We start from the raw sequence: 22,971 nt of genomic DNA on the forward strand, positions 1-22,971 counted from the left end.
CTTGAGGCCCCAGCCTTCGCTGGGGCGACGCTTTTGATCAGGTGGATACGATTCTACCGCTCCAGCAGGCGCGGCATCAGCTCGACGAAGTTGCAGGGGCGATGGCGGATGTCGAGCTGTTCGGCGAGGATGCCGTCCCAGCCGTCCTTGACCGCGCCGGTGGAGCCGGGGAGCGCAAAGATATAGGTGCCGCGCGCGACGCAGGCGGTGGCGCGCGACTGGATGGTCGAGGTGCCGATCTTGGCGGAACTCTGCCAGCGGAAGAGTTCGCCGAAGCCGGGGATCAGCTTGGTCGCGACCGCCTCGACCGCTTCGGGGGTCACGTCGCGGCCGGTAACGCCGGTGCCGCCGGTGGTGATGATACAGTCGACCGCCGGATCGTCGATCCACGCATGAAGCCGCGCGACGATCGTCTCGACATCGTCGCGGACGATCGCCCGGTCGGCGAGGACATGGCCCGCGCCCTCGATCCGCGCGACCAGCGTGTCGCCCGAGCGATCCTCCGCCAGTCCGCGCGTGTCGGAGACGGTCAGGACGGCGATGCGGACGGGAACGAACGCCCGGCTTTCGTCAATTGGCATCGGCCACCCGGGTCGCGCGGTTGGCGATGACGCGGACGGCGGCGGCACCGGGGAGTCCCGGGAATTTCGGCCACATCCCCTGCGCCAGCGCCGAGCGGCTGGCCGAGGGCTTGCCCGCCTGCTTCTCGTACATCCAGTAGTTGCGCAGCACCGTCATCACATAGCCACGCGTTTCCCAATAGGGGATCGATTCGATGTAGAGCAGCGGATCGCCACCGTCGCGCGATTGCAGGTTCCACGCCTCGACCGGGGTCGGCCCGGCATTATAGGCGGCGATGACCTTGGGCAGCAGCCCGCCGGTGAACGGCCGGTCGCGCAACTGCTCCAGATAGCCTTGGCCGACCGCCATGTTGATCTGCGGCTTGGCGAGCGACGCCTTGTCAAGCGTCAGGCCGTGCGCGCGGGCATAGTCGGCGAGCGCGCCGGGGCGGACCTGCATCAGTCCCTTGGCCCCCGCCGGGCTGACCACGTCCGAATCGAAGCGTGATTCCTGCAACGTGTGGGCAAACACCAGCGCCTTGTCGACGCGCCAGCCACCCTCGGGCGTCCAGTCGGGCGACGGATAGCGCGCCTCGGCGAGCGGGCGGGCGCCCTGCGGGCCGTTGTGCGACAGCCAGAGCTGGGTCGCGGGGAGGTTGAGGTTGCCCGACAGACGGGTGAGCGCGGCATAATCGTCCGCCCCGCCGATCCGCGCCTGATGGCGCAGCACCCGGTCGGCGAGCGTATCCTCGCCGACCTCGACCAGCGCCGCCGCGACCTTGACGTTGGGGCGGCGTTCGAGCGCGCGCCAGTCGGCGGTAACGGGGGCGGCCTTCTCACCGCGCCCCTCGATCAGCCCCAGCGCCTGACGCGAGAGCAGCCCGTAATAGGTTTCGCCATATTGCGCGGCGGTCTGCAACCGGGCCTGCACCAGATCGGGCCGGCCGCAGGCGATGTCGGCGCGCGTCGCCCAATACAGCCCGGCCGAGCGCAGTTCGGTGTCGGCGGCGCGCTGCGCGACGCTGGCGAAGGCGTTCTGCGCGGCGGCGCAATCCTGCTGCCGCCATGCCGCCAACCCCTGCGTCCAGTCGGCTTGTGCCGCCCAGTCGCCTTGCCCGCGCTGGGCGATGGCCGACAGGCGGCGGGCGTTGGCATCGTCGCCGCCGACGAAATAGATCCACGCGACGCGGCCCTGCATTTCGGTGAGGGCTTCGGGGGTGAGGTCGGCGGCGCGGGTGGCGATCAGCGCTTCGGCAGCGGCGCCGTCGTCGGCCTTCACATAGGGTTTCATCGCCTCCAGCAACTGCGCGGCGGCGGTGTCGCTGCGCACCGCGCGGGCGCGGACGCGCACCGGGGCGGCATCGAACCAGATCAGGCGTTGCTGCGCGGGCAGGTCGGGCAGGGCATCGGCACCGCGCAGCTTGGCGAGGCGGGCGAGGTCGGGGGCCTGCGGCAGATCGGGCGCTTCGGTAAGCAGCGCCATCAGTTGCGGCAGTTCGACCTTCGGCGACCCCTTGGCCATGAACAGTTCGGCGCGGGCGACGGCGTGAAGCGGCCCGGGCTTCATCGCGTTCAACCGCAATTGTGCGTCGGCCCATGCGCCGGAGCGGATCGCGGCGAAGACCGCACGATACGCCTCGCGATCTTCGGGGTTTAGTTGCGGCGGGATGCGCGGTTCGGCGGCGGCGACGGCCGATCCGCGTCGGGGCGCGTCGTCGTCGGCCCGCGCGGGGGTCGACAGGGCGGGCAGCATCAGCGCCGCGAACACGAAGGGAGCAAGCTTCACGTGTCGGTTTCCCTGATAAGCAACTGCAGGTCGCGCCACACCTCACCCTTATATTGCGGTCGGTCGAGCAGGAACCGCGGATGAAGGGTGGCGACAGTCGGGCAGGATATTCCGCCATGGTTAAGATCGCGTAAACCACCGCGCCGCCCGTCGGGGCCGAGCACGGCATGGCACGCCTCGCGCCCGAACAACAGCAATTGCTGCGGCTGGGCGAGGGTGACGAGGCGGCGGGTGAGGTCGTCGAGCGTATCGAGCGCGTTGAGAGGAATCCGCCCCGACAGCGGCCGGGCGAGCGCTACGCCGGCGATGGCGACGCTCTCGCGCGACTGGCCGATCGCGGTCAGCATCCGGTCGAGCAACGCGCCGACCGGGCCGGTCATCCAACCCGATTCGGGTGTATCGCTTTCCTCGGGCAGATCGGTGACGATCAGCAACGGCACCCCCGGCGCGATGGCGAGCGGCACTACGGCCGCGTTCCACGCCGCTTCGGGCGCGTTGTCGCCGCCGCGCCACGCAAGGAAAGCGTCGAGCGTGTCGGGCGGCAGGTCGGGCGCGGCGAGCGCGGTCGCCGCGACGGCGGCGGGGGTCGCGGCCGGCCGGGGGGCGGCGAACCAGTCGCGCACATCGTCCTCGACCAGCACGTCGACGCCCGCGTCGCGCCACCATTCGAGGGTGCTCGCCGCCGCTTCATGCCAATCGATATGCTGGTCTGCCCCCATCGCGCCGTTAAGGCGGTCCTTGACCTCCCCGTCAATCTGCCCAAATCGGGTACAAGGACAAGCCGTTGCAGCGGCGCGACGACAGGGGTCGGCGCGGGGCCGCCCGAGAGGACATGAGAGAGATGAGCGAACGGGAATCGATGCCCTATGACGTCGTGATCGTCGGCGCGGGGCCGGCCGGCCTTGCCGCCGCGATCCGGCTGAAACAGGTGGCGGCGGAAACCGGCGAGGAAATCGCGGTCTGCGTGCTGGAAAAGGGATCGGAGGTCGGCGCGCACATCCTGTCGGGCGCGGTGTTCGATCCGCGCGCGCTGGACGAGCTGCTGCCCGACTGGCGGACACAGGGTTGCCCGATGGCTGAGGTGCCCGTTACCGAGAACCATCACTGGCTGCTGACCGAGCAGGACAGCAGCGAGGTGTCGCACCGCATCCTGCCGCCGTTCATGCAGAACAAGGGCACCTATACCGGATCGCTCGGCAATCTGACGCGCTGGCTGGCCGAACAGGCCGAGGGGCTGGGCGTCGAGATCTTCCCCGGCTTCGCCGCCGCCGAGATCCTCTATCACGACGACGGATCGGTGAAGGGCGTCGCGACCGGCGACATGGGCGTGGCGCGCGACGGGACGCGCAAGCCCGACTGGCAGCCGGGGCTCGAACTCCACGCCAAATATCTGTTTCTGGCCGAGGGGGTGCGTGGGCACCTGTCGAAGCAGATCATCCGCAGCTTTGATCTGGCGAAGGACAGCCAGCCGCAGGTGTACGGTCTGGGCATCAAGGAATTGTGGGACATTCCGGCGGAGAACCATATGGCCGGCCGGGTGATCCATACGCAGGGCTGGCCGCTCAGCGAAACGCGCGGCACCAATGGCGGCGGGTTCCTGTATCATCAGGCGAACGGGCAGGTGGCACTCGGGCTGGTGACATGGCTCAACTATGCCAATCCGCACCTCTCGCCATTCCACGAGATGCAGCGGTGGAAGACCCACCCCGCCATCGCCGCGATCCTGAAGGGCGGCAAGCGCGTGTCCTATGGCGCACGGGCGATCAACGACGGCGGGTGGCAGTCGGTGCCCAAGCTCACCTATCCCGGCGGGGTGCTGATCGGGTGTTCGGCGGGGTTTCTGAACGTGCCGCGGATCAAGGGCATCCATACCGCGATGAAGAGCGGCATGATGGCCGCCGAGGCCGCGTTCGCCGCGATCCGCGACGGCCGCTCGGGCGACGAGCTGACCGCGTACACCGCCGCCTATGAGGCGAGCTGGGTGTATGAGGAACTGCGCAAGGTGCGCAACGTCGTGCCGCTGGTGAAGAAGTTCGGCGATTTCGTCGGATCGGGAGTCGCCAATGCGACGATGTGGGCGGAACATTGGGGCCTGCGGATGCCGTTCACGCTCGGCCATCATCCCGATCACGAAAGCCTGTGGCGCAAGGATCAGGTGAGTGCTCCGGTCTATCCCAAGGCCGACGGCGTGCTGAGCTTCGACCGGCTGTCGTCGGTGTTCCTGTCGAACACCAATCACGAGGAGGACCAACCGGTCCACCTGACGCTGAAGGACCCGTCGATCCCGGTCGAATACGACCTGCCATTGTATGACGAACCGGCGCAACGTTATTGCCCGGCGGGGGTTTACGAGATCGTGGGGGCGGACACCGATCAGCCGAAGTTCGTCATCAACGCGCAGAACTGCGTCCATTGCAAGACGTGCGACATCAAGGACCCGACGCAGAACATCAACTGGGTCGTGCCGGAAGGCGGCGGAGGACCGAATTATCCGAACATGTAGCCTGGCGCTGACTGCCGCCGCACTCGCGGCGGTGCCGGCCTATGCCGATGTGCCGCGCGGCAACGCCGACGGCGCGCTGGCGGCCTATGTCCGCGCCCGCGCGGCCGATGATGCCGGACAGGTGGGCGTGGCGGCGGCGGGCTATGCCGCCGCGCTCGCCGCGCAGCCGGGCGATCCGGTCATCGCGGTGCGCGCGCTGCGCGAGGGGCTGGCGAGCGGCGATCTGTCGCTGGCGCGGCGGGCGGGCGCGGTGCTGCGCGCCGCCGATGTCGCGCCGGCCGACATCGAACTGCTGGCCTTCGCCGATGCGCTTGTCGCGCGTGATGCCGCCGGGCAGCGCGCGGCGCTGGCGCGGTTGCAGGGAACGCCGATCGCGTTCCTCGCCCCCATGATGGCGGCATGGACCGGCGCGGCGACGCCGGCGGAGGCCGAGGCGAGCGGCGGGGCGATCGCGCGGCGCTATGGCGCCGAGAACCGGGCGCTGCTGCTGCTGGCCGACCGGCGAACGGTGACACAGGGCGCGGCGGCGGTGCGCTCCTTGCTCGGCAGCGACGGCCGCAATCTCGACCTGCGGTTCAACGCTGCGCAACTGCTGGCCAATGCCGGAGAGCGCGATGCGGCGCAAGCGTTGCTGGCGGGTAACGATCCGGTGCTGGCGCGCGCCGCCGCGACGATCGGGCGGGGCGAGAAGGGCGATGCGCGCTTCGGCGTGTCGCGGCTCTATGCGCGCATGGCGGGCGACCTGTCGGCGGAGGGGACCGAACCGCTGGCGATCCTGCTGGCGCGCGCCGCGCTGGTGCTCGATCCGGGCTATCACCGCGCGCGCCTCGCGCTGGCGGATTCGCTGGCGCGCGAAGGGGCGAGCAGGGCGGCGCTGGCCGAACTGTCGGTGATCCCGCCCGATGATGCGTTCAACCCCAGCGCGGTGGCGCTGCGCATCGCCCTGCTGCAACGCGGTGGCGACGCGGCGGCGGCGACGCAACTGGCGCGAGTGCAGGCGGCGACCCAGCCCACCAATATCGCGGCGCAGCGGCAATATGCCGACCTGCTGCTCGACACCGGCCAGCCACGAGAGGCAGCGGCCGCCTATGCCGCGACGATCGAGCGCGCCGGGGCGGGGGCGGAATGGACGCTGTACCTGCAACGCGGCGCGGCGCTCGATCAGGCGGGCGACTGGGCGGCGGCGCGGCCGATGCTGGCGCGCGCGGTCGAACTGGGGCCCGACGAGCCGGCGGCGCTCAACTATCTGGGCTATGCCGACATCGAACATGGTGGCGACGTGCGCAAGGCGACGGCGATGTTGGAGCGCGCGCACGCCCTGTCGCCCAAGGACCCGGCGATTGCCGATTCGCTCGGCTGGGCGAAGTTCCGGCAGGGCGATCTGGTAGGCGCGCTGCCGCTGATCGAGGGCGCGGCGCGGCAGGCGCCCGACGATGTCGAGATCAACGAGCATTTGGGCGACCTGTATTGGGCGGCCGGGCGGCGCTATGAGGCGCGCTATGCGTGGCGCGCGGCGGCGGTGTCGGCGAGTGGGGCGGATGCCGGGCGGCTGGCGAACAAGGTTGCGAACGGCCCGGCTTCGTAGCAAGCGCGGGGGCGATGATCGTCGAACCGGCCCCCGCCAAGCTGAACCTCGCCCTGCACGTCCGCGCCCGGCGCGACGATGGCTATCACGAGCTGGAAACGCTGTTCGCGTTCGTAGCCGATGGCGACCGGGTGACGATCGCCCCCGCTGACGTCGATTCGTTCGCGATCACCGGGCCGTTCGGCGCGGGGCTGGCGGGGGAGGGCGATAATCTCGTCACCCGCGCGCGCGATGCGTTTCGCGCGGTGTTCGGCGAGGGTGCCCCCTTTGCGATCACGCTCGACAAGCATCTGCCGGTCGCCTCGGGCATCGGCGGCGGATCGGCCGATGCCGCCGCGACGCTGCGGGCGATGGCGCGTGGGGCAGGCGTAGCGGCGGACGATCCCCGGTTGATGACCATCGCCGCCGCGCTCGGGTCGGACGTGCCGGCCTGTCTGGTCGGGCGGACGATGATCGGGCGCGGACGCGGTGAGCGGCTGGAGCCGATCGAGGCACCGCATTGGCCGGTGCTGCTGGTGAACCCCGGCGTCGCAGTGTCGACGGCGGCGGTGTTCGCCGGCTGGGACCGGGTGGATCGCGGAGCGCTGGCGCACGGCGACGTACTGACGATCGCGCTGGCCGGGCGCAACGACCTCGAAGCGCCCGCACGGGCGCTGGCCCCGGCGATCGATGTGGTGCTGGCGCTGCTGGAGGCGCAGCCGGGGGTCACGCTGGCGCGGATGTCGGGATCGGGGGCGACCTGCTTCGCGCTGTTCGCCGACGTCGCCGACTGCCGGGCCGCCGCTGCCACGGTCGCCGCCGCGCAGCCGGGGTGGTGGTGTCTCGAAACGGCACTCGCGTGACAGCGATCTGTATCGATCCGGGACGGCCCCCGCGTCGCCCCGCAGGGTGGAGCATCTGGCCCGATCCTTGCTGGGAGTTCCGCGCGGATCAGACGCCAGGAGCGGGACGTCCGTGGACGGCCTCGTCAGACGCCGTCCGCCCTGTCGGGCACAGCGCATGACGGTCGCCGCGACGATCGATGGCGGCGACCGCAGCCTGTTGCTGCTGGCGGACCATGCCGGGGCCGGCGTGCCCGACGACATCGCCATTCCGCCGTACCTGCTCACGCTGCACGTCGGGGTCGATCTCGGCACCGACGCGCTGACCCGCGCGCTGGCCGAACGGCTGGACGCGCCGGCGATCCTCGGCACCGTCTCGCGCCTCGTCATCGATCTTCACCGCGAGAGCGATCATCCCGGGCTGATCCCGGTGGTGTCCGATGGCCATGCGATTCCGGGCAACGTCGGCGCCGACCGGGTCGATCGCATCGCCAGATTCCACGCGCCCTATCATCGCGCGATCCGCTCAGCGGTGCGTCGCGACCGGCCGCGTCTGATCGTGGCGATTCACAGCTTCACGCCGCGCCTCGAAACCGGCGGCGGTCCGCGGCCGTGGGAAGCAGGTATCCTCTATGGCCGCGACGATCGCGCGGCGCGGCCGGCGCTGGCCTTCCTGCGCGGCGAGGGTATCGTCACCGGCGACAACGAACCCTATTCCGGCCGGCGGCTGAACGCGACGCTCAACCGCCATGCCGTGGCGCAGGGCATCGCATCGCTCTCAGTCGAGGTGCGCAACGACCTGATCGCCGACGCCGCCGGGGTGGCGCGCTGGTGCGATCTGCTCGCGCGGATGGTCGCGCGCGTCCGTAATTCTCTTGCGCTCGAAGGGGGCTTGGCGACATAGGCTGTCGCCCATGACCCAGAACTTCGACAAGTCGCGGCTGCCGAGCCGCCATGTGTCCGTCGGCCCCGAACGCGCGCCGCATCGCTCCTATTATTACGCGATGGGCATCGCCGAAGAGGATATTGCCAAGCCGTTCGTCGCGCTTGCCTCCGCCGGCAACGACAGCGCGCCATGCAACACGACGCTCGATTTCCAGGCCGATGCCGCGCGCGCCGGCGTGGTCGCAGGCGGCGGCATGCCGCGCCGGTTCAACACCATCACCGTAACCGACGGCATCGCGATGGGCCATCAGGGGATGAAATCCTCGCTGGTCAGCCGCGAGGTGATCGCCGATTCGGTCGAGCTGTCGGTGCGCGGCCATTGCTATGACGCGCTGGTCGGCTTCGCCGGCTGCGACAAGTCGCTGCCCGGCATGATGATGGCGATGCTGCGGCTGAACGTGCCGTCGATCTTCGTCTATGGCGGATCGATCCTGCCCGGCCGGTTCGAGGATCGCGACGTGACCGTCGTCGACGTGTTCGAGGCGGTGGGGCGCTATGCGGCCGGCACGTGCCCGCTGCACGATCTGACCGCGCTCGAAAAGGTCGCCTGTCCGGGGCACGGTGCGTGCGGCGGCCAGTTCACCGCCAACACCATGGCCTGCGTCGGCGAGGCGATCGGCCTGTCGCTGCCCAATTCGAACATGACCCCCGCCCCCTATCGCAGCCGCGAAGAAATCGCGGTCGCGGCGGGCAAACAGGTGATGGAGCTGGTCCGCCTCAACCTGCGCCCGCGCGACATCGCGACGCGCGCCGCCTTCATCAACGCCGCGCGCGTGGTGGCGGCGACCGGCGGCTCGACCAACGCGGCGCTGCACCTGCCGGCGATGGCGAGCGAGGCGGGGATCGATTTCGACCTGTTCGACGTGGCCGAGGCTTTTAAATCAACGCCCTACGTCGCGGACCTCAAGCCCGGCGGCAAATATGTCGCCAAGGATATGTACGAGGCCGGCGGCGTCTACATGCTCATGAAGACGATGCTGACCAACGACCTGCTCGACGGCAACTGCATGACCGTTACCGGCAAGACGCTGGGCGAGAACATCGACGAAGTGACGTGGAACCCCGATCAAAAGGTGATCTACGACGTGAAGACGCCGCTGTCGCCGACCGGTGGCGTCGTCGGCTTGCGCGGCACGTTGGCCCCGAACGGCGCGATCGTGAAGGTCGCGGGGATGAAGCGGTTGCAGTTCACCGGCACCGCGCGTGTGTTCGATTGCGAGGAGGATGCCTTTGCCGCCGTCGAGGCGCGCAGCATCACCGAAGGCAGCGTGCTGGTGATCCGCTACGAAGGGCCGAAGGGCGGCCCTGGCATGCGCGAGATGCTGTCGACCACCGCCGCGCTCTATGGCCTCGGTATGGGCGAGAGCGTCGCGCTCATCACCGACGGGCGTTTCTCGGGCGCGACGCGCGGTTTCTGTATCGGCCATGTCGGACCGGAAGCGGCCGAAGGCGGACCGATCGCGCTGGTCGAGGATGGCGACATCATCACCATCGACGCCGAGGCGGGGACGATCGACCTCGACGTCGCCGCCGATGTGCTGGCGGAGCGGCGCTCGCGCTGGCAACCGCGCGTCAACGACTATCAATCGGGCGCGCTCTGGCGCTACTCGACGACGGTCGGTCCCGCCTGGCAGGGGGCGGTGACGCACCCGGGGGCGAAAGCCGAACGTCATGTCTATGCGGATATTTAACGGTCTTGCCGTCGCCCTGCTGCTTGGCGGGTGCGGCGGCGGTACGGCCGACACCGGCGTCCTCGCCAATGTCGAGGCCGAACAACGCGCGGCGGCCGAGGAAAGCGGGCTGATCGAATGTTCTCCCGGTGCGGATGCGCCGTTCGCGCGGGACTGCACGATCGAACAGACCGCCTCGACCGAGGGTACGGTGCTGACCGTCCACCAGCGCGACGGGGCATTCCACCGCCTGCTCATCACCCGCGACGGTCGCGGCGTGGTGGCGGCGGACGGATCGGAAGCGGCAAAGGTCGCCATATTGGGCAAGGACCGGATCGAGGTCGCGATCGGCGGCGCGCGCTATCTCCTGCCCGCCACGGTCGGACCGGTGGCGAAGCGGTGAACCCGCTGCCGTCCGCCGCGCCGATTCTGTCGGCGGCGGCGATGCGCGACGCCGAGGCGGCCGCCTTTGCCGCCGGGGTCGATCAGGACGATCTGATGGAACGCGCCGGTCTTGCGGTGGCGCAGATGGTGCAGCGCGTGGCGATGGGGCGCGACGTGCTGGTGCTGGCGGGGCCGGGGAACAATGGCGGCGATGCCTTCGTCGTCGCCCGGCTGTTGCACCAATGGGGTCATGACGTGAGCGTCGCGGCGCTGCCCGGCAGCAACGAGGGCAGCGCGGCGCGGATGCGGGCACGCTGGCGCGGTGGCACGACGCCGCTGGCCGAGCCGCCGCCGCGCGCGGTGGTGGTCGACGGACTGTTCGGCACCGGGCTCAACCGGCCGCTGGTGGCGGAGGTCGCCGCGCCGCTCGCCGCGCTGATCGCGGCGGCCGAAACGGTCGTGGCGATCGACGTGCCGAGCGGATGCGACGCCGATGCGCGGCAGGACCTGCCCGGTGCGGCGCGCGCCGATGTCACGGTGGCGCTCGGCGCGCTCAAACCGGTTCACAGCGCCGATCTGGCGCGGTGCGGGACGGTGGTGCTGGCCGATCTGGGCATCGACCTGCCCGACGCGATCCGCACCATCGCCCGGCCGGTCATCGCCGTGCCGGAACCCGACGCGCATAAATATCGTCGCGGGCTGGTCGCCGTGCTGGGCGGGGCGATGCCGGGGGCCGCCCGACTGGCGGCGCGGGCGGCCTTGTCGGCCGGGGCGGGCTATGTCGTCCTTGCCGGAGAAGGGACGCCGGGCGGACCCGATGCACTGGTCCATCGCTTGGTGAACAGCGACGCGGCGCTGGCCGAACTGGTGGATGACGATCGGCTGGCGGCGTTGCTCGTCGGGCCGGGGCTGGGTCGCGATGCGGCGGCATGGCGGTTGATCGATGCGGCGATGGCGAGTAGCGCGCCGCTGGTGCTTGACGGCGATGCGCTGTCGCTGCTGGGCAGCGACGGGGTCGGCCGGATCGCGCAGCGACGCGGGCCGACATGGCTGACACCGCATGCCGGAGAGTTTTCGCCTATGTTTCCAGAACGATCGGGCAACAAGCTTGAAACGACGATAGCTGCTGCCAAAGCGGCACGGGCGACGATCGTCCACAAGGGACCCGAGACGGTGATCGCCACGCCTGATGGCCGAGCCGTCGTTGCGGCGGGTGCGTCGTCGTGGCTGTCGACGGCGGGGACGGGCGACGTGCTCGCCGGTATCCTCGCCGCGCGACTGCGGCCGGGGCAGGCGGCGGCGGCCGAACAGGCGGTGTGGCTGCATGGCCGTGCCGCGCGCCTCGCCGGGCCGGCGTTCGTCGCCGATGCGCTGATCGACCATCTGCCGGCGGCGATTTCCGAATGTCGCTAGACGGCGACGTGATCGTCCGCGTCGCGGCGAAGGGCGACGGGGTGACTGCCGATGGCCGCCACGCGCCACTGGCCGCGCCCGGCGACCGCTTGCTCGGCGACGGCACGCTGATCGCCGGCCCGCATCGGCAGGTGCCGCCGTGCCGCCATTTTCCGGGCTGCGGCGGATGCCAGTTGCAGCACCTCGACGTCGAATCCGAAGCCGCGTTCGTTGCCGACCGGGTGCAGGGCGCGCTGACGGGACAGGGGCTGTCCGCCACCGTCCGCCCGGCGCTGCTGTCGCCGCCGCGCACCCGGCGGCGGGCAACGCTTCACGCCGAACGGCGCGGGCGGCAGGTGACGCTGGGGTTCAGCGAGGGTGCCAGCCACCGGATCGTCGACCTTGCCGAATGCCATATCCTGTTGCCGTCGCTGTTCGCGGTCGTCGCGCCGCTCCGCACGTTGCTGGCGACCGCGCTCAAGGACCGATCGCGCGCCGACGTGCATCTGGCGCAGGTCGACCAGGGCGTCGATGTACTGATCGCCGGGCCGATCGCCGATGGGCTGGCGGCGGCCGAGGGGCTGACCCGGTTTGCGCAGGAGCATGGCTTGGCGCGGCTGTCGATCGACGACGGCTATGGCGCGGAGGCGCGCTGGGAGCCCGAGCCGGTGACGATCACGCTGGGCGGCGTGCCCGTGCCGTTCCCGGCGGGCAGTTTCCTGCAAGCGACGGCGGACGGCGAGGCGGCGCTGGTCGCGGCGGTCGATGCGGCGATCGGCAGCGCGGCGATCGTCGCCGATCTGTTCGCCGGGCTCGGCACGTTCACCTTCACCCGCCCGGCGCGGACGCGGGTCTATGCCGGCGAGGCGGGACGCGAGGCGATCACCGCGTTAAAGGCCGCCGCCGGCCGCGCGGGGCGGGTGGTCGCCGCCGACCATCGCGACCTGTTCCGCCGCCCGCTGACCCCGGCGGAGGCCGAGCGGTTCGACGCGATCATCCTCGATCCGCCACGCGCCGGCGCACGCGAGCAGGCGACGACGCTGGCGCAGGCAAAGGCGCCGATCATCGCCTATATCTCGTGCAATCCCAGCAGCTTCGCGCGCGATGCGAAAATGTTGTGTGAAGGCGGCTACCGGCTCGACTGGGTGCAGCCGGTCGGGCAGTTCCGCTGGTCGACGCACGTCGAACTGGTCGCGCGGTTCGTGCGCGAAGATGTTACCCCGGATAGTCCGCGCCGGTAAAGAACAGCCCGTCGGGCGGCGCGTTCAGCCACAGCGCCGAACGGTCGCGCGCGGCGAGGATCGCGGCAAGGTCGTCGGGGGTGCGGCGACCCTGCCCGACCAGCGCGAGGCAGCCGACCATCGATCGCACCTGATGATGCAGGAACGAGCGCGCGGCGGCGTGGATGCTGATCGTGTCGCCGTCCTGTGTCACCGCCAGCCGGTCGAGCGTGCGCAGCGGACTGTCCGCCTGGCAATGCGCCGAGCGGAAGGTGGTGAAGTCGTGCCGCCCGACCAGCCGTTCCGCGCCTGCCGCCATCGCCACCATATCGATCGGCTGCGGCACCCGCCATGCAAGGCCGTGGGTATGGGTCAACGGCGCACGACGGTTGACGATGCGATAGACATAGGAACGGCGCCGGCACGAGAAACGCGCGTGCCAGTCGTCGGCGACCACCCGGCAATCGAGGATCGCCACCGGATCGGGCCGGAGGCAGGCGTTCAGCGCCTCCATCAGCCGGAACGGCGCGATCGCCTTGGCGACATCGGTATGCGCCCGCATCGCGGTGGCATGGACCCCGGCGTCGGTACGCCCGGCGGCGTGGACGGTCGCTTCTTCCCCGGTGATCTGCCGCAGCGCGCGTTCGATCGCGCCCTGCACGCTGGCGCCTTCGCTCTGCCGTTGCCAGCCGACGAAGGGGCGGCCGTCATATTCGACGACCAATGCGAACCGGGTCATGCGATGCGCGTGCCCACCGGGATCGGGAAGCCTCGCAACATCTCTTCGGACGAGGTCGCGCCGCGTCCGGCGCGCTGGACCACGGTCGGGATCAGCACGCCCTCGCCACAGGCGATCTCCAATGCGCCGCCGACGACGGTGCCGGGTTCGGCTCCGGCGGTATCGGGATCGACATGGGCGGAGAGCACCTTGATCCGCTCGCCGTTCACTTCGAGGAACGCGCCGGGGGCGGGGTTGAACGCGCGTACCTGCCGCTCGGCCTGCACCGCGCTGCCGTCGAAGCGCAGCCGCGCTTCGGCCTTGTCGATCTTCGGCGCATGGGTCATCCCCTCGCTCGCTTGGTCGACCGGGGGATAGCGGTTGGGGTCGGCCAGCACATCGAGCATCAGCCGCGCGCCCATCGCGCTCAGCTCCTCTGCAAGATCGCCGGCGGTCTTGCCGGCAACCGGGGTGCGACCCTCCAGCCGGACCGGCCCGGTATCCATCCCGGCCGCCATCTGCATGATGCCGACCCCGGTTTCCTCGTCGCCGGCAAGGATCGCGCGCTGGATCGGCGCGGCCCCGCGCCAGCGCGGCAGCAGCGAGCCATGGACGTTGAGACAGCCGAGCCTCGGCGCGTCGAGCACCACGCGCGGCAACAACAGACCGTAGGCGGCGACCACCGCGACATCGGCGTTCAGCGCCGCAAACGCCGCCTGTTCGTCCGCTCCTTTCAGGCTGACCGGGGTCCGCACCGCGACGCCCAACTGCTCGGCGAGCCGCTGGACCGGCGAGGGGGTCAGCGCCTTGCCCCGCCCGGCACGGCGCGGTGGCTGGCTATAGGCCGCGACGACAGTATGGCCGGCATCGACCAGCGCCTGAAAAACCGGCACCGCAAACTCGGGCGTGCCCATGAAGATGATCCGCATGACCGCCTCTCGACACCGTGGCGCTCGGGGTTGCAACCCCCTATCTTGGGAGCGATGGCTTCTCCCGAAATCGATGCGCTGACCCAGGCGCTGTCCCGGCTTCCCGGGCTCGGTCCCCGTTCGGCGCGGCGCGCGGTGCTGCATCTGGTCAAGAAGCGCGAGACGGCGCTCGATCCGCTGCTGGTCGCGCTCGACCGGGTGGCGCGGCGGCTGGCGACCTGTTCGACCTGTGGCAACGTCGACACGACCGATCCGTGCGCGGTCTGCACCGATCCCCGGCGCGACGACCGGTCGCTGTGCGTCGTCGAGGAGGTCGCCGACCTGTGGGCGCTCGATCGCTCGCGGCTGTTCCCCGGCCGGTTCCATGTGCTGGGCGGGCGGCTGTCGGCGCTGGAAGGCGTGCGGCCCGACGACCTGTCGATCGACGCGCTGGTCGCGCGGGTCGCGGCGGGTGGGATCGACGAGGTCGTGCTGGCGATGAACGCCACGCTGGAGGGACAGACGACGGCGCATTACATCGCCGAGCGGATCGAAAAATATCCGGTGCGCCTGACCCAGCTCGCCCACGGCCTGCCGGTCGGCGGCGAACTCGATTATCTGGATGAAGGCACGCTGGCGCAGGCGCTGCGCGCGCGTCGCCCGGTCGCTTGACGGCATGGGATATGCTAGTAGCTAGGCGGTCATGGCTATTCTTCCGATCATCGAGATTCCCGATCCCCGCCTCCGCCTCGTCTCCGAACCCGTCGAGGGGCTTACCGACGAGGTCAGGACGCTCATCGCCGACATGTTCGAGACGATGTACGACGCGCCGGGCATCGGCCTTGCCGCGATCCAGGTCGCGGTGCCGTGGCGCGTGCTGGTGATCGACCTGCAGGAAGAGCAGGACGAGGAGGGCAAGCCGGTCAAGGCCCCCCATGCGTTCGTGAACCCCGAGATCGTCGAGACGTCGGAGGAACAGTCGGTCTATCAGGAAGGCTGCCTGTCGATCCCCGAACAGTTCGCCGATGTCGTCCGCCCCGAACGGTGCCGCGTGACATGGACCGACCAGCATGGCGCGACCCACGACGAATGGCTCGACGGGCTGATGGCGACGTGCCTCCAGCACGAGATGGACCATCTGAACGGCGTGCTGTTCATCGACCACCTGTCGCGGCTGAAGCGCGACATGGTCATCAAGAAACTGAACAAGGCGCGCAAGGCGGCGTAACGCCGGTTCATCTGCGCCACCGATCATCAACGTCACCCCGGCCTTCGCCGGGGTGACGCCGTGGGTAAGTGCGCCCGAAGCGACGAACCGAACTCCCGTCACCTTGTCGGTCGGACGGTGGGCGGGTAGGTTCCCCGTCCGTTCCACCCGGAGTATCGCATGGACCCCGTATTGTTGCTCGTCGTCATTGCCGTCCTGCTGGCCGGGCTTGCCATCGGCTGGCTGGCGGGCAGCCGACAGGCGCAGCAACTGCGCGAGGATCGCGACCGGCGCGAGAATGATTTCAAGGCGGCGATCGCCGATCTGGCGCTGGCGACCGAGCGGGCGAAGGAAGTACCGGCACTGCGCGAGGAACTGGGCGAGATCCGCGCTGATCGCGACGCGCTGCTGATCGATCATGCCGCGCTGAAAGCCAATGCCGCCGCGTTCGAACAGCGGCTGACCGAATTCAAGGACGCGCGCGAGGCGATGGCGGCGCAGTTCCGCGAGACGGCGCAGGTGATGCTCGACGGCGCGCAGCGCGCGTTCCTGACCCGCGCCAACGAACGCTTCGCACAGGCCGGCGACACCAACGAGATGAAGCTGAAAGCGCTGCTGGCCCCGGTCGAGGCGACGCTCAAGCGCTATGAGGCGAGCATCGGCAAGGTCGAGGGCGAGCGGCAGGAAGCCTATGGCACCTTGAAGGGCCTGATGGATGCGATGCGCATCGGCCAGGAATCGGTCAAGAGCGAGGCGGCCAAGCTGGTCAACGCGCTGCGCTCCGCCCCCAAGGCGCGGGGCCGGTGGGGCGAACAGCAGCTCCGCAACGTGCTGGAAACATGCGGGCTGGCCGAACACACCGATTTCCAGATGGAAGTATCGGTGGATCACGGCGAAGGGCGATTGCGCCCCGATGCGATCGTCAAGGTGCCCGGCGGCAAGAGCCTCGTCATCGATGCCAAGGTGTCGTTGAACGCCTATCAGGACGCGCATGGCGCGGTCGACGAGGGCGAGCGCGCCGCGTTCATGACCGCGCATGTCGCGTCGATGAAGAACCATGTGAACGCGCTCGGTGCCAAGAGCTATCAGGCGCAGTTCGAGGATACGCCCGACTATGTCGTGATGTTCGTCCCCGGCGAGCATTTCCTCGCCGCCGCGCTGGAGCATGCGCCAGACCTGTGGGACTATGCGTTCGACCGCCGGGTGCTGATCGCCACGCCGACCAACCTGATCGCCATCGCCCGCACCGTCGCGGCGGTGTGGCGGCAGGAGAATCTGGCGGGTGAGGCGCGGCAGATCGGGCAGTTGGGGCGCGAACTCCACGCCCGCCTCGCCAAGATGGGCGAGCATATCGCGCGGCTCGGCAAGAATCTAGAAGGGGCGAACACCGCCTACAACGCCTTCGTCGGCAGCCTCGAATCGCAGGTTATGACCTCGGCCAAGCGGTTCGAGACGCTGAACGTCGACACCGGCGGCAAGTCGATCGACCCGCTGCCGATCGTCGAACAGTCGCCGCGCCCGCTTACCAAGCTGGCGGTGGCGATCGCCGAGGCGGAGGAAGCGCGGGCGGAGTAGAGCGGCCAACTCGCGTTTTTCCTCCCCTACCTGAGAAGGGAGGGGTCGGGGGTGGGTTGGGTGGTTGTGGCAGAACAACCTTCCCTCGCGGGCCTACCCACCCCCAACCCCTCCCTTGTCAGGGAAGGGAGGCGAGAGGTGACCGGCGTCACCCTTCTTCCGCCGCGCCCAGCACCAGCCCGATCGTCACCGCCGCGATCCGAGCCGCGATCAGCGCGCACAGCCGCTGCGGATCGTCGCGCGCAGGGACATATTCGGCCAGCACCAGCCCGGCGATCGTGCCGCGTTCGGCCAGCGCGCGCAGCAGCAGCACGACCTCCTCATAACGCAACCCGCCCGGTGTCGGCATCGCCACCGCCGGAAACGCCGCCGGGTCGATCCCGTCGCAATCGATCGACACCAGATAGCGCCCGCCCGCCGGCACCTGGTCGATCGCCTCGTCGATACCGTGGCGGATCAGGTCATAGGCGGTGACGATCCGGCTGCCCCATGCCCGCGCATCGTCGATCTGCCACGCGCCGCCGCTGCCCAGCCCGCGGATGCCGATCTGCACCATGTCCGTCACATGATCCATCTCGGCCAGCCGCCGCATCGGCGAGCCATAGCCGTTCGGCTCGTTCAGGATCACATCGCCCCAGTCGACATGCGCGTCGATCTGCACGACGGTCAGCGGTCCGGCATCGGCGAAGCCGGCGGCGACCGGGATCGGCACCGAATCATCGCCACCCAGCACGATCGGCACCCCGCCCGCCGTCAGCACGGCGCGGGTCGCGGCGGTGATCCGCTCGCGGTTGCCGGCCGCATCCTCGGGCATCGTCGCGACATCGCCCGCGTCGCAGGCGCGGCGAAAATCGTCCGGGTCGGGAAAGGGGGTGAAGCCCAGATCGAAATCGATCTGCGACAATTGCCGCGCGAACCCCAGCGATGCGCTGCGGATCGCCGCCGGGGCGTCGGCCGAATGGCTGGGGTCGGCGCTGTTGTAGGGGGTCGCCTCGCTCGCGCCGAACACCACGACGCTGGGGCGCTCCAGCGTATCGAGGTCGGCGGCGGGCAGGGCGGCGAAGGTCGGACGGGTCATGGCGCATGCAATGCACCGCTTGCCCAAAGGTTCAGGGGCGATGCTGTCCCAGCACGGTATAGGCCATCACCGCCGTGGCCACCGCCGCGTTCAGGCTGTCGGCGCGGCCCAGCATCGGCAGCTTGACCAGCAGGTCGCATTCGGCGGCCATGTGCGGCGGCATCCCCTGCGCCTCGTTGCCGGTCAGCAGGAACGTGGGGTCGCCATAGCTCGCCGCGCGATAGTCATGGTCGGTATCGAGGCTCAATCCCACCAGCATCCCCGGACCGGCGCGCAGCCAGTCGCGGAAGGTCGCCCAGTCGGCCCGCGCCACCGCGACGGTGAAGATCGCCCCCATGCTGGCGCGCACCGCCTCGACCGAGAACGGGTCGACGCACTCGTCGATCAGGATCAGCCCGCCCGCGCCGGTCGCATCCGCCGTGCGCAGGATGGTGCCGAGGTTGCCCGGATCGCGCAACCGTTCGACCACCAGCCACAACGAGGCGTTGCGCCGGTCGATCGCGGTCAGCGCGGTCGAGAATTCGTCGTACACGCCGACGACCGCCCCCGGATTGTCCTTGCCCGACAATTTGGAGAGGATGTCGACGGTGGTGGCGATGGCGATCCCGCCCGCCGCCTCGGTTTCCTCGATCAGCGTTTCGAGCAGCGGGTGCTTCTCGTCGCTGGCATAGAAGAGTTCGGCGGGGAGCCAGCCGGTCTCGCGCGCTTCGGTGAGGATGCGCAGCCCCTCGGCCAGAAACCGGCGCTGTTCGCGGCGGTGGCGCTTCTCGCGGAGCAGGCGGGCAGCCTTGACGATCGGGTTGGAATAGGCGGTGATTTCACGCGGCATGGGCGCCGGTTAGCGCAAAGCCTGTTCCGCGTCGATCGAATCGAGAATGCGCGCGCCGGCCATGAACACCGCGATCGGGCACACCGCGAACAACAGCCAGCCGCCGATGCCGGGATAGAGCTGGACATAATGCAGCCCGCGTTCGACCGCGCCGACCGCAAGGCCATAGATGACGAGGAACGCCTCGAACTTGGACTTGATGGTGAACAGGCTTTTGAGGCGGTCGAGCATGATTCACCCCTCTGCAAATCCTGTACCATCCGCAGATACCCGCCATTTCGACGGTCGGCAACATGGTTAAATGTCAATTAACCCGACAAGGTCGAGTGCTTCGTACAGCGCGATCCGCGCTGCCTCGATCCTTTCGATCAGCGCCGGATCGCCGATGTCGCCCGGCGCGATGCGTTCGGGCCAGTATGCCTCGATGACCGCCGCGATCCGGTCGAGCTTCGCCTCGTCGACTATAAAGCGCGGATCGATGTTCGCCGGATCGGCGACGACGCGCAGCCGCAGACAGGCGGGGCCGCCGCCATTGGCCATCGATTCGCGCACGTCGACGACCTCCAGCCGCCGGATCGGCCCGTTGCCCGCGACCAGTTCGGTCAGCCATGCCCAGACCGACGGCGTGTCGCGCGCCTCGGCGGGCAGGATCAGCGCCATGCCCTCGCCGCCGGGCAACGTCACCAGTTGCGCGTTGAACAGGTAGGAGGCGATGGCGTCCGCCAGCGAGACGCGCGCGGCGGGCACCTCGACGATCTCGACCGACGGCATCGCCGCGCGCAGGTCGGCGAAAAAACCGTCGCGGTCCTCGAACGCCTGCTGGTGCACAAACAGCACACGCTCGTTGGCGACCGCGACGACATCGTTGTGGAACGCACCGGCGGCGATCGCCGCATCGGACTGGCGGACGAACAATGTGCGGGCGGGGTCGAGCCGGTGGGTCCGCGCGGTGGCTTCGCTGGCAACACGGTGCTGGCGGGCCGGGAAGGGGCCGCCGCCCACGCCATAGACGAACACCTCGACGCCCGGCGCATCGTGGGTGTAGCACAGCCGCATGTGGTTGGCCGCGCCCTCGTCACCGAACGGGGCGGGAACCGGGCTGTGGACCGCGAACGCCGGATCGGCGAAGGCGGTGCGCAGTTGCGCCAGCGTCTGCGGCCATTCGTGGCTGCGATGCGGCATCGTCACCAGATTGGCGACCGACAGGTGGCAGCGCCCGTCGCCGCAATCGGGCGCGGGCGAGACGGTCGCGGCATTGGCCGCCCACATCGCCGACGCCGATAACGCCTGCGCCTGCAACTCCGGCGTGGCATCGGCATAATCGATCGACAGCGCCTCCAGCCAGCGCCGGTCGGGCCGGGCATGGGGCAGCAATATGCCCTGCGTCAGCCCCAGCGCGAGGTTGGCGCGCATCTTCGCCACCCCCTGCAACGCGGCGGCGCGAGGGCGGGAGACTTCGCCCGCGTTGCGCGTCGCGGCGAGGTTGCCGTGGCTCAGCCCCGCATAATTGTGGCTCGGCCCGATGATGCCGTCGAAGTTGATCTCGCGCAGCATCCTATCGCTCCACATGATGCAGGGTCGCGCCGACCTCGACGCCGAGCGCGCGGGCGGCTTGCGGGTCGATCGCGATGCCGTCGCCCCGCAGCGTCACTTCGCCCAGACAGGCGCGAAAGTCGCCCAGCCGCCCGGTCGACAGGATCGACGGCGTGCCGCCGCCCGCGATCTCCACGACCTTGCCCTCGCGCCGGTCGCGCACCGTCGCGATCTGGTCGGTCCGCGCGGTCATCGACGGGCCGCCGTCGAAGATGTCGACGTATTTCTCATAGGCGAAGCCCTCGTTCTCCAGCATCCGCATCGCCGCGCGCCCGGTCGGGTGCGGCAGGCCGATGACGCCGCGCGCCGCTTCGGGCAGCATCGCGATATAGACCGGGTGGCGCGGCATCAGGTCGGCGATGAACTGGTTGCCGTGGATGGCGTTGAACTGGTCGGCATCCTGAAAACTCATGCCGAAGAACCTCCCTGCGACCCCGTCCCAGAACGGCGATCCCCCCGCCTCGTCGATGATCCCGCGCAATTCCGCCAGCACCCGGTCGGCGAAGCGCGCGCGGTGGCGGGCGATGAACAGATAGCGCGAGCGGGCGAGCAGCAGCCCCAGCCCGCCGGCGCGCTCGCCGGGATGGAGGAACAGCCCGCCGACCTCGCTCGATCCTTCCAGATCGTTGACGAGGTTGAGGATTTCGGCGCGGAACGTGCGGCCCAGCGCCTCGCTGTGCTTGGTCAGCGTGGCGACGCGATAGGAATAGAACGGCCAGCGCTGCCCGACCTTGGTGAAAATCTGCGACGTGCCGCGTACCTCGCCGGTGTCGATATTCTCCAGCACCAGCACGAATGCCTCGTCGCGGGGTTCGTCCTCGTCATGGGCAAAGGCAAGCGCGCTGCGTTCCAGCTTGGCGATCAGCGCGTTGCGATCGGGCGGCAGGTTGGTGAAGCCGCCGCCGGTCAGCTTGGCCATTTCGTAGAGATATTTCAGATCGTCTTGGCGCGCGGCACGGATGCGGAACGTCACAGGCCCCCCTTGCGCGCGATGCGCGATATGGCGACCGCCGACAGCGCGGCACGTTCGGCCAGGCTGTCGACGATCATATATTCGTCCGGCGAATGGATCGCGCCACCGCGCACGCCCATGGTGTCGATCACCGCCACCCCTTGCGCGGCGATGTTGTTGCCGTCGCACACCCCGCCGGTGTCGCGCCACGCTATCGGGATGCTCAGGTCGCTACCCGTCGCCTGCACCAGCGCGAACAGCTTCGCCGCCTCGCGGTCGATCGGTTTGGGCGGCCGGTTGAAGCTACCGTGGCGGGAAATGGCGACGTCGCGCTCTTCCGCGACCTCGGCGATGATGCGGTCGATCGCCGCGTCGGCGCGGGCGATGTCGGCGGCGGCCTTCGGGCGGAAGTTGACGCGCAGCACTGCATGGTCGGGCACGACGTTGTTCGGCCCGCCGCCATCGATCCGTGCGGGATTGACCGCGAGGCCGGGGCCGCCCTCCGCCGCCAGTCGCAGCGCGAGATCGGCGGCGGCGACCACCGCGTTGCGACCCTCCTCCGGGTTGCGCCCGGCATGCGCGCTGCGCCCGGTGACGGTCAGCGAGAAATTGCCGGTGCCGCCGCGCGCGCCGGCCAGCGTCCCGTCGGGCAGCGCCGGTTCATAGGTGAAGGCGGCGACCTTGCCCACCGCATGGGCCTCGATCAGCGCGGCGGAGGCGAACGACCCGGTTTCCTCGTCGGAATTGACGACCACGTCATAACCGAAGTCCGTTGGCGGCCCGCCCCGCTCGATCGCGCCCAGCGCGGCGAGCAGCACCGCCAGCCCGCCCTTCATGTCCGCCGCACCGGGACCATTCAGCACGGCGGGTTCGCTGTAGCGCGCCTCCTGAAACGGATGATCGACGCCGTACACCGTGTCCATATGCCCGGTGAACAACATCCGGCAGGCCGCCTGCGGACGAACGCGCAGCAGCAGGTGGCGGCCATGCTCGATCGCCCGCACCCGCCCGTCCGGCTCGACCGCATCGACCGGGGCGGGGTCGACCAGCGTCAGTTCGCCGGGCAGGATCGCGAAGGCATCGGTCAGCAATCCAGCCATCGTCGCGAGGCCCGGCAGGTTGCGCGTCCCGCTGTTCACCGCGACCCAGCGTTCGACCGATCGCAGCATCGCAGGCCCGTCGATATGCTCGATCAGCCGCCGTTCGTCAGACGATACTCTCTCCATGGAAGAGGGGTGTAGCCTG

The 22,971-nt window shown here is 69.7% G+C and carries 22 protein-coding genes; 11 read left to right on the forward strand and 11 right to left on the reverse strand.

Going from position 1 to position 22,971, the window contains the following annotated elements:
* Nucleotides 1-53: 53 nt before the first annotated feature.
* Genes moaB through ASG37_RS02675 form a run of 3 tightly spaced genes read right to left on the reverse strand, consistent with a single transcriptional unit; the run spans nucleotide 54 to nucleotide 3,065 of the window.
* Nucleotides 54-581, reverse strand: a complete 528-nt coding sequence (gene moaB, locus ASG37_RS02665; RefSeq protein WP_055755807.1) for a molybdenum cofactor biosynthesis protein B — start codon at nucleotides 579-581, stop codon at nucleotides 54-56.
* On the reverse strand, nucleotides 571-2,313 hold the full coding sequence (locus ASG37_RS02670; protein WP_055757221.1) for a lytic transglycosylase domain-containing protein: 1,743 nt from the start codon (nucleotides 2,311-2,313) through the stop codon (nucleotides 571-573). Before ASG37_RS02670 ends, moaB begins: the two co-directional genes overlap by 11 nt.
* Nucleotides 2,314-2,342: 29 nt before the next feature.
* Nucleotides 2,343-3,065: a uracil-DNA glycosylase family protein gene (locus ASG37_RS02675; protein ID WP_055755809.1), complete on the reverse strand. Its 723-nt coding sequence runs from the start codon at nucleotides 3,063-3,065 to the stop codon at nucleotides 2,343-2,345.
* A gap of 122 nt (nucleotides 3,066-3,187) precedes the next feature.
* On the opposite strand from ASG37_RS02675, the gene ASG37_RS02680 reads away from it, so the two are divergent.
* From ASG37_RS02680 to ASG37_RS02715, 8 genes are all read left to right on the forward strand, one after another.
* Nucleotides 3,188-4,849, forward strand: a complete 1,662-nt coding sequence (locus ASG37_RS02680) for an electron transfer flavoprotein-ubiquinone oxidoreductase (protein WP_055755811.1) — start codon at nucleotides 3,188-3,190, stop codon at nucleotides 4,847-4,849.
* A gap of 31 nt (nucleotides 4,850-4,880) precedes the next feature.
* Nucleotides 4,881-6,434: a tetratricopeptide repeat protein gene (locus tag ASG37_RS02685; protein WP_055755813.1), complete on the forward strand. Its 1,554-nt coding sequence runs from the start codon at nucleotides 4,881-4,883 to the stop codon at nucleotides 6,432-6,434.
* 14 nt (nucleotides 6,435-6,448) lie between these two features.
* Nucleotides 6,449-7,276 carry a 4-(cytidine 5'-diphospho)-2-C-methyl-D-erythritol kinase gene (locus ASG37_RS02690; protein WP_055755815.1) on the forward strand — a complete coding sequence of 276 codons (828 nt, stop codon included), beginning with the start codon at nucleotides 6,449-6,451 and terminating at the stop codon, nucleotides 7,274-7,276.
* 157 nt (nucleotides 7,277-7,433) lie between these two features.
* A complete protein-coding gene (locus ASG37_RS02695) occupies nucleotides 7,434-8,159 on the forward strand; it encodes an N-formylglutamate amidohydrolase (RefSeq protein ID WP_055755817.1) in 726 nt (241 codons plus the stop codon).
* A 10-nt stretch (nucleotides 8,160-8,169) separates the two neighbouring features.
* Entirely contained in the window at nucleotides 8,170-9,891 is a 1,722-nt protein-coding gene (gene ilvD / locus ASG37_RS02700; RefSeq protein ID WP_055755818.1) for a dihydroxy-acid dehydratase, read from the forward strand.
* Nucleotides 9,878-10,273 (forward strand): hypothetical protein, encoded by a 396-nt coding sequence (locus tag ASG37_RS02705; RefSeq protein WP_055755820.1) that lies wholly within the window; start codon nucleotides 9,878-9,880, stop codon nucleotides 10,271-10,273. The genes ilvD and ASG37_RS02705 overlap by 14 nt, the downstream gene beginning before the upstream one ends.
* Complete coding sequence (locus tag ASG37_RS02710; RefSeq protein WP_321163601.1) at nucleotides 10,270-11,667, forward strand: NAD(P)H-hydrate dehydratase; 1,398 nt, start codon at nucleotides 10,270-10,272, stop codon at nucleotides 11,665-11,667. The genes ASG37_RS02705 and ASG37_RS02710 overlap by 4 nt, the downstream gene beginning before the upstream one ends.
* On the forward strand, nucleotides 11,658-12,887 hold the full coding sequence (locus tag ASG37_RS02715; RefSeq protein WP_055755822.1) for a class I SAM-dependent RNA methyltransferase: 1,230 nt from the start codon (nucleotides 11,658-11,660) through the stop codon (nucleotides 12,885-12,887). The genes ASG37_RS02710 and ASG37_RS02715 overlap by 10 nt, the downstream gene beginning before the upstream one ends.
* Here ASG37_RS02715 and truA read toward each other — a convergent pair.
* A complete protein-coding gene (gene truA / locus ASG37_RS02720) occupies nucleotides 12,862-13,605 on the reverse strand; it encodes a tRNA pseudouridine(38-40) synthase TruA (protein WP_055755824.1) in 744 nt (247 codons plus the stop codon). The genes ASG37_RS02715 and truA overlap by 26 nt on opposite strands.
* A complete protein-coding gene (fmt, locus tag ASG37_RS02725) occupies nucleotides 13,602-14,513 on the reverse strand; it encodes a methionyl-tRNA formyltransferase (protein WP_055755826.1) in 912 nt (303 codons plus the stop codon). Before fmt ends, truA begins: the two co-directional genes overlap by 4 nt.
* 54 nt (nucleotides 14,514-14,567) lie before the next feature.
* Here fmt and recR point away from each other — a divergent pair, with 54 nt between their 5' ends.
* The 3 genes from recR (at nucleotide 14,568) to ASG37_RS02740 (ending at nucleotide 17,274) form a co-directional block, all read left to right on the forward strand.
* On the forward strand, nucleotides 14,568-15,164 hold the full coding sequence (gene recR / locus ASG37_RS02730; RefSeq protein WP_055755829.1) for a recombination mediator RecR: 597 nt from the start codon (nucleotides 14,568-14,570) through the stop codon (nucleotides 15,162-15,164).
* Between the two features lie 31 nt (nucleotides 15,165-15,195).
* Entirely contained in the window at nucleotides 15,196-15,720 is a 525-nt protein-coding gene (gene def, locus ASG37_RS02735) for a peptide deformylase (protein ID WP_055755831.1), read from the forward strand.
* Between the two features lie 159 nt (nucleotides 15,721-15,879).
* The gene (locus ASG37_RS02740) at nucleotides 15,880-17,274 is read left to right on the forward strand and encodes a DNA recombination protein RmuC (protein WP_055755833.1); all 1,395 of its coding nucleotides are present in this window, start codon (nucleotides 15,880-15,882) and stop codon (nucleotides 17,272-17,274) included.
* Between the two features lie 148 nt (nucleotides 17,275-17,422).
* Here the strand turns inward: ASG37_RS02740 and ASG37_RS02745 are convergent, their stop codons facing one another.
* The 6 genes from ASG37_RS02745 to ASG37_RS02770 form a co-directional block, all read right to left on the reverse strand.
* On the reverse strand, nucleotides 17,423-18,352 hold the full coding sequence (locus ASG37_RS02745) for an arginase family protein (protein WP_055755835.1): 930 nt from the start codon (nucleotides 18,350-18,352) through the stop codon (nucleotides 17,423-17,425).
* Between the two features lie 31 nt (nucleotides 18,353-18,383).
* Complete coding sequence (locus tag ASG37_RS02750; RefSeq protein WP_055755837.1) at nucleotides 18,384-19,181, reverse strand: TrmH family RNA methyltransferase; 798 nt, start codon at nucleotides 19,179-19,181, stop codon at nucleotides 18,384-18,386.
* 9 nt (nucleotides 19,182-19,190) lie between these two features.
* Entirely contained in the window at nucleotides 19,191-19,412 is a 222-nt protein-coding gene (locus tag ASG37_RS02755; RefSeq protein WP_055755839.1) for a hypothetical protein, read from the reverse strand.
* Nucleotides 19,413-19,478: 66 nt separating this feature from the next.
* Nucleotides 19,479-20,735 (reverse strand): N-succinylarginine dihydrolase, encoded by a 1,257-nt coding sequence (locus ASG37_RS02760; RefSeq protein ID WP_055755841.1) that lies wholly within the window; start codon nucleotides 20,733-20,735, stop codon nucleotides 19,479-19,481.
* A gap of 1 nt (nucleotide 20,736) precedes the next feature.
* Entirely contained in the window at nucleotides 20,737-21,747 is a 1,011-nt protein-coding gene (locus ASG37_RS02765; RefSeq protein WP_055755843.1) for an arginine N-succinyltransferase, read from the reverse strand.
* On the reverse strand, nucleotides 21,744-22,952 hold the full coding sequence (locus ASG37_RS02770; RefSeq protein WP_055755844.1) for a hydrolase: 1,209 nt from the start codon (nucleotides 22,950-22,952) through the stop codon (nucleotides 21,744-21,746). Before ASG37_RS02770 ends, ASG37_RS02765 begins: the two co-directional genes overlap by 4 nt.
* Nucleotides 22,953-22,971 lie beyond the last annotated feature (19 nt).

The sequence above is a fragment of the Sphingomonas sp. Leaf407 genome, from assembly GCF_001425385.1.
GTDB lineage: Bacteria > Pseudomonadota > Alphaproteobacteria > Sphingomonadales > Sphingomonadaceae > Sphingomonas.

Excerpts from the sequence above, each read along its gene's own strand:
- moaB (WP_055755807.1), bottom strand. The coding sequence starts at position 581 with ATGCCAATTGACGAAAGCCGGGCGTTCGTTCCCGTCCGCATCGCCGTC.
- ASG37_RS02670 (WP_055757221.1), bottom strand. The coding sequence starts at position 2,313 with ATGCTGCCCGCCCTGTCGACCCCCGCGCGGGCCGACGACGACGCGCCC.
- ASG37_RS02675 (WP_055755809.1), bottom strand. The coding sequence starts at position 3,065 with ATGGGGGCAGACCAGCATATCGATTGGCATGAAGCGGCGGCGAGCACC.
- ASG37_RS02680 (WP_055755811.1), top strand. The coding sequence starts at position 3,188 with ATGAGCGAACGGGAATCGATGCCCTATGACGTCGTGATCGTCGGCGCG.
- ASG37_RS02690 (WP_055755815.1), top strand. The coding sequence starts at position 6,449 with ATGATCGTCGAACCGGCCCCCGCCAAGCTGAACCTCGCCCTGCACGTC.
- ASG37_RS02695 (WP_055755817.1), top strand. The coding sequence starts at position 7,434 with ATGACGGTCGCCGCGACGATCGATGGCGGCGACCGCAGCCTGTTGCTG.
- ilvD (WP_055755818.1), top strand. The coding sequence starts at position 8,170 with ATGACCCAGAACTTCGACAAGTCGCGGCTGCCGAGCCGCCATGTGTCC.
- ASG37_RS02705 (WP_055755820.1), top strand. The coding sequence starts at position 9,878 with ATGCGGATATTTAACGGTCTTGCCGTCGCCCTGCTGCTTGGCGGGTGC.
- ASG37_RS02715 (WP_055755822.1), top strand. The coding sequence starts at position 11,658 with ATGTCGCTAGACGGCGACGTGATCGTCCGCGTCGCGGCGAAGGGCGAC.
- truA (WP_055755824.1), bottom strand. The coding sequence starts at position 13,605 with ATGACCCGGTTCGCATTGGTCGTCGAATATGACGGCCGCCCCTTCGTC.
- fmt (WP_055755826.1), bottom strand. The coding sequence starts at position 14,513 with ATGCGGATCATCTTCATGGGCACGCCCGAGTTTGCGGTGCCGGTTTTT.
- recR (WP_055755829.1), top strand. The coding sequence starts at position 14,568 with ATGGCTTCTCCCGAAATCGATGCGCTGACCCAGGCGCTGTCCCGGCTT.
- def (WP_055755831.1), top strand. The coding sequence starts at position 15,196 with ATGGCTATTCTTCCGATCATCGAGATTCCCGATCCCCGCCTCCGCCTC.
- ASG37_RS02740 (WP_055755833.1), top strand. The coding sequence starts at position 15,880 with ATGGACCCCGTATTGTTGCTCGTCGTCATTGCCGTCCTGCTGGCCGGG.
- ASG37_RS02745 (WP_055755835.1), bottom strand. The coding sequence starts at position 18,352 with ATGACCCGTCCGACCTTCGCCGCCCTGCCCGCCGCCGACCTCGATACG.
- ASG37_RS02750 (WP_055755837.1), bottom strand. The coding sequence starts at position 19,181 with ATGCCGCGTGAAATCACCGCCTATTCCAACCCGATCGTCAAGGCTGCC.
- ASG37_RS02755 (WP_055755839.1), bottom strand. The coding sequence starts at position 19,412 with ATGCTCGACCGCCTCAAAAGCCTGTTCACCATCAAGTCCAAGTTCGAG.
- ASG37_RS02760 (WP_055755841.1), bottom strand. The coding sequence starts at position 20,735 with ATGCTGCGCGAGATCAACTTCGACGGCATCATCGGGCCGAGCCACAAT.
- ASG37_RS02770 (WP_055755844.1), bottom strand. The coding sequence starts at position 22,952 with ATGGAGAGAGTATCGTCTGACGAACGGCGGCTGATCGAGCATATCGAC.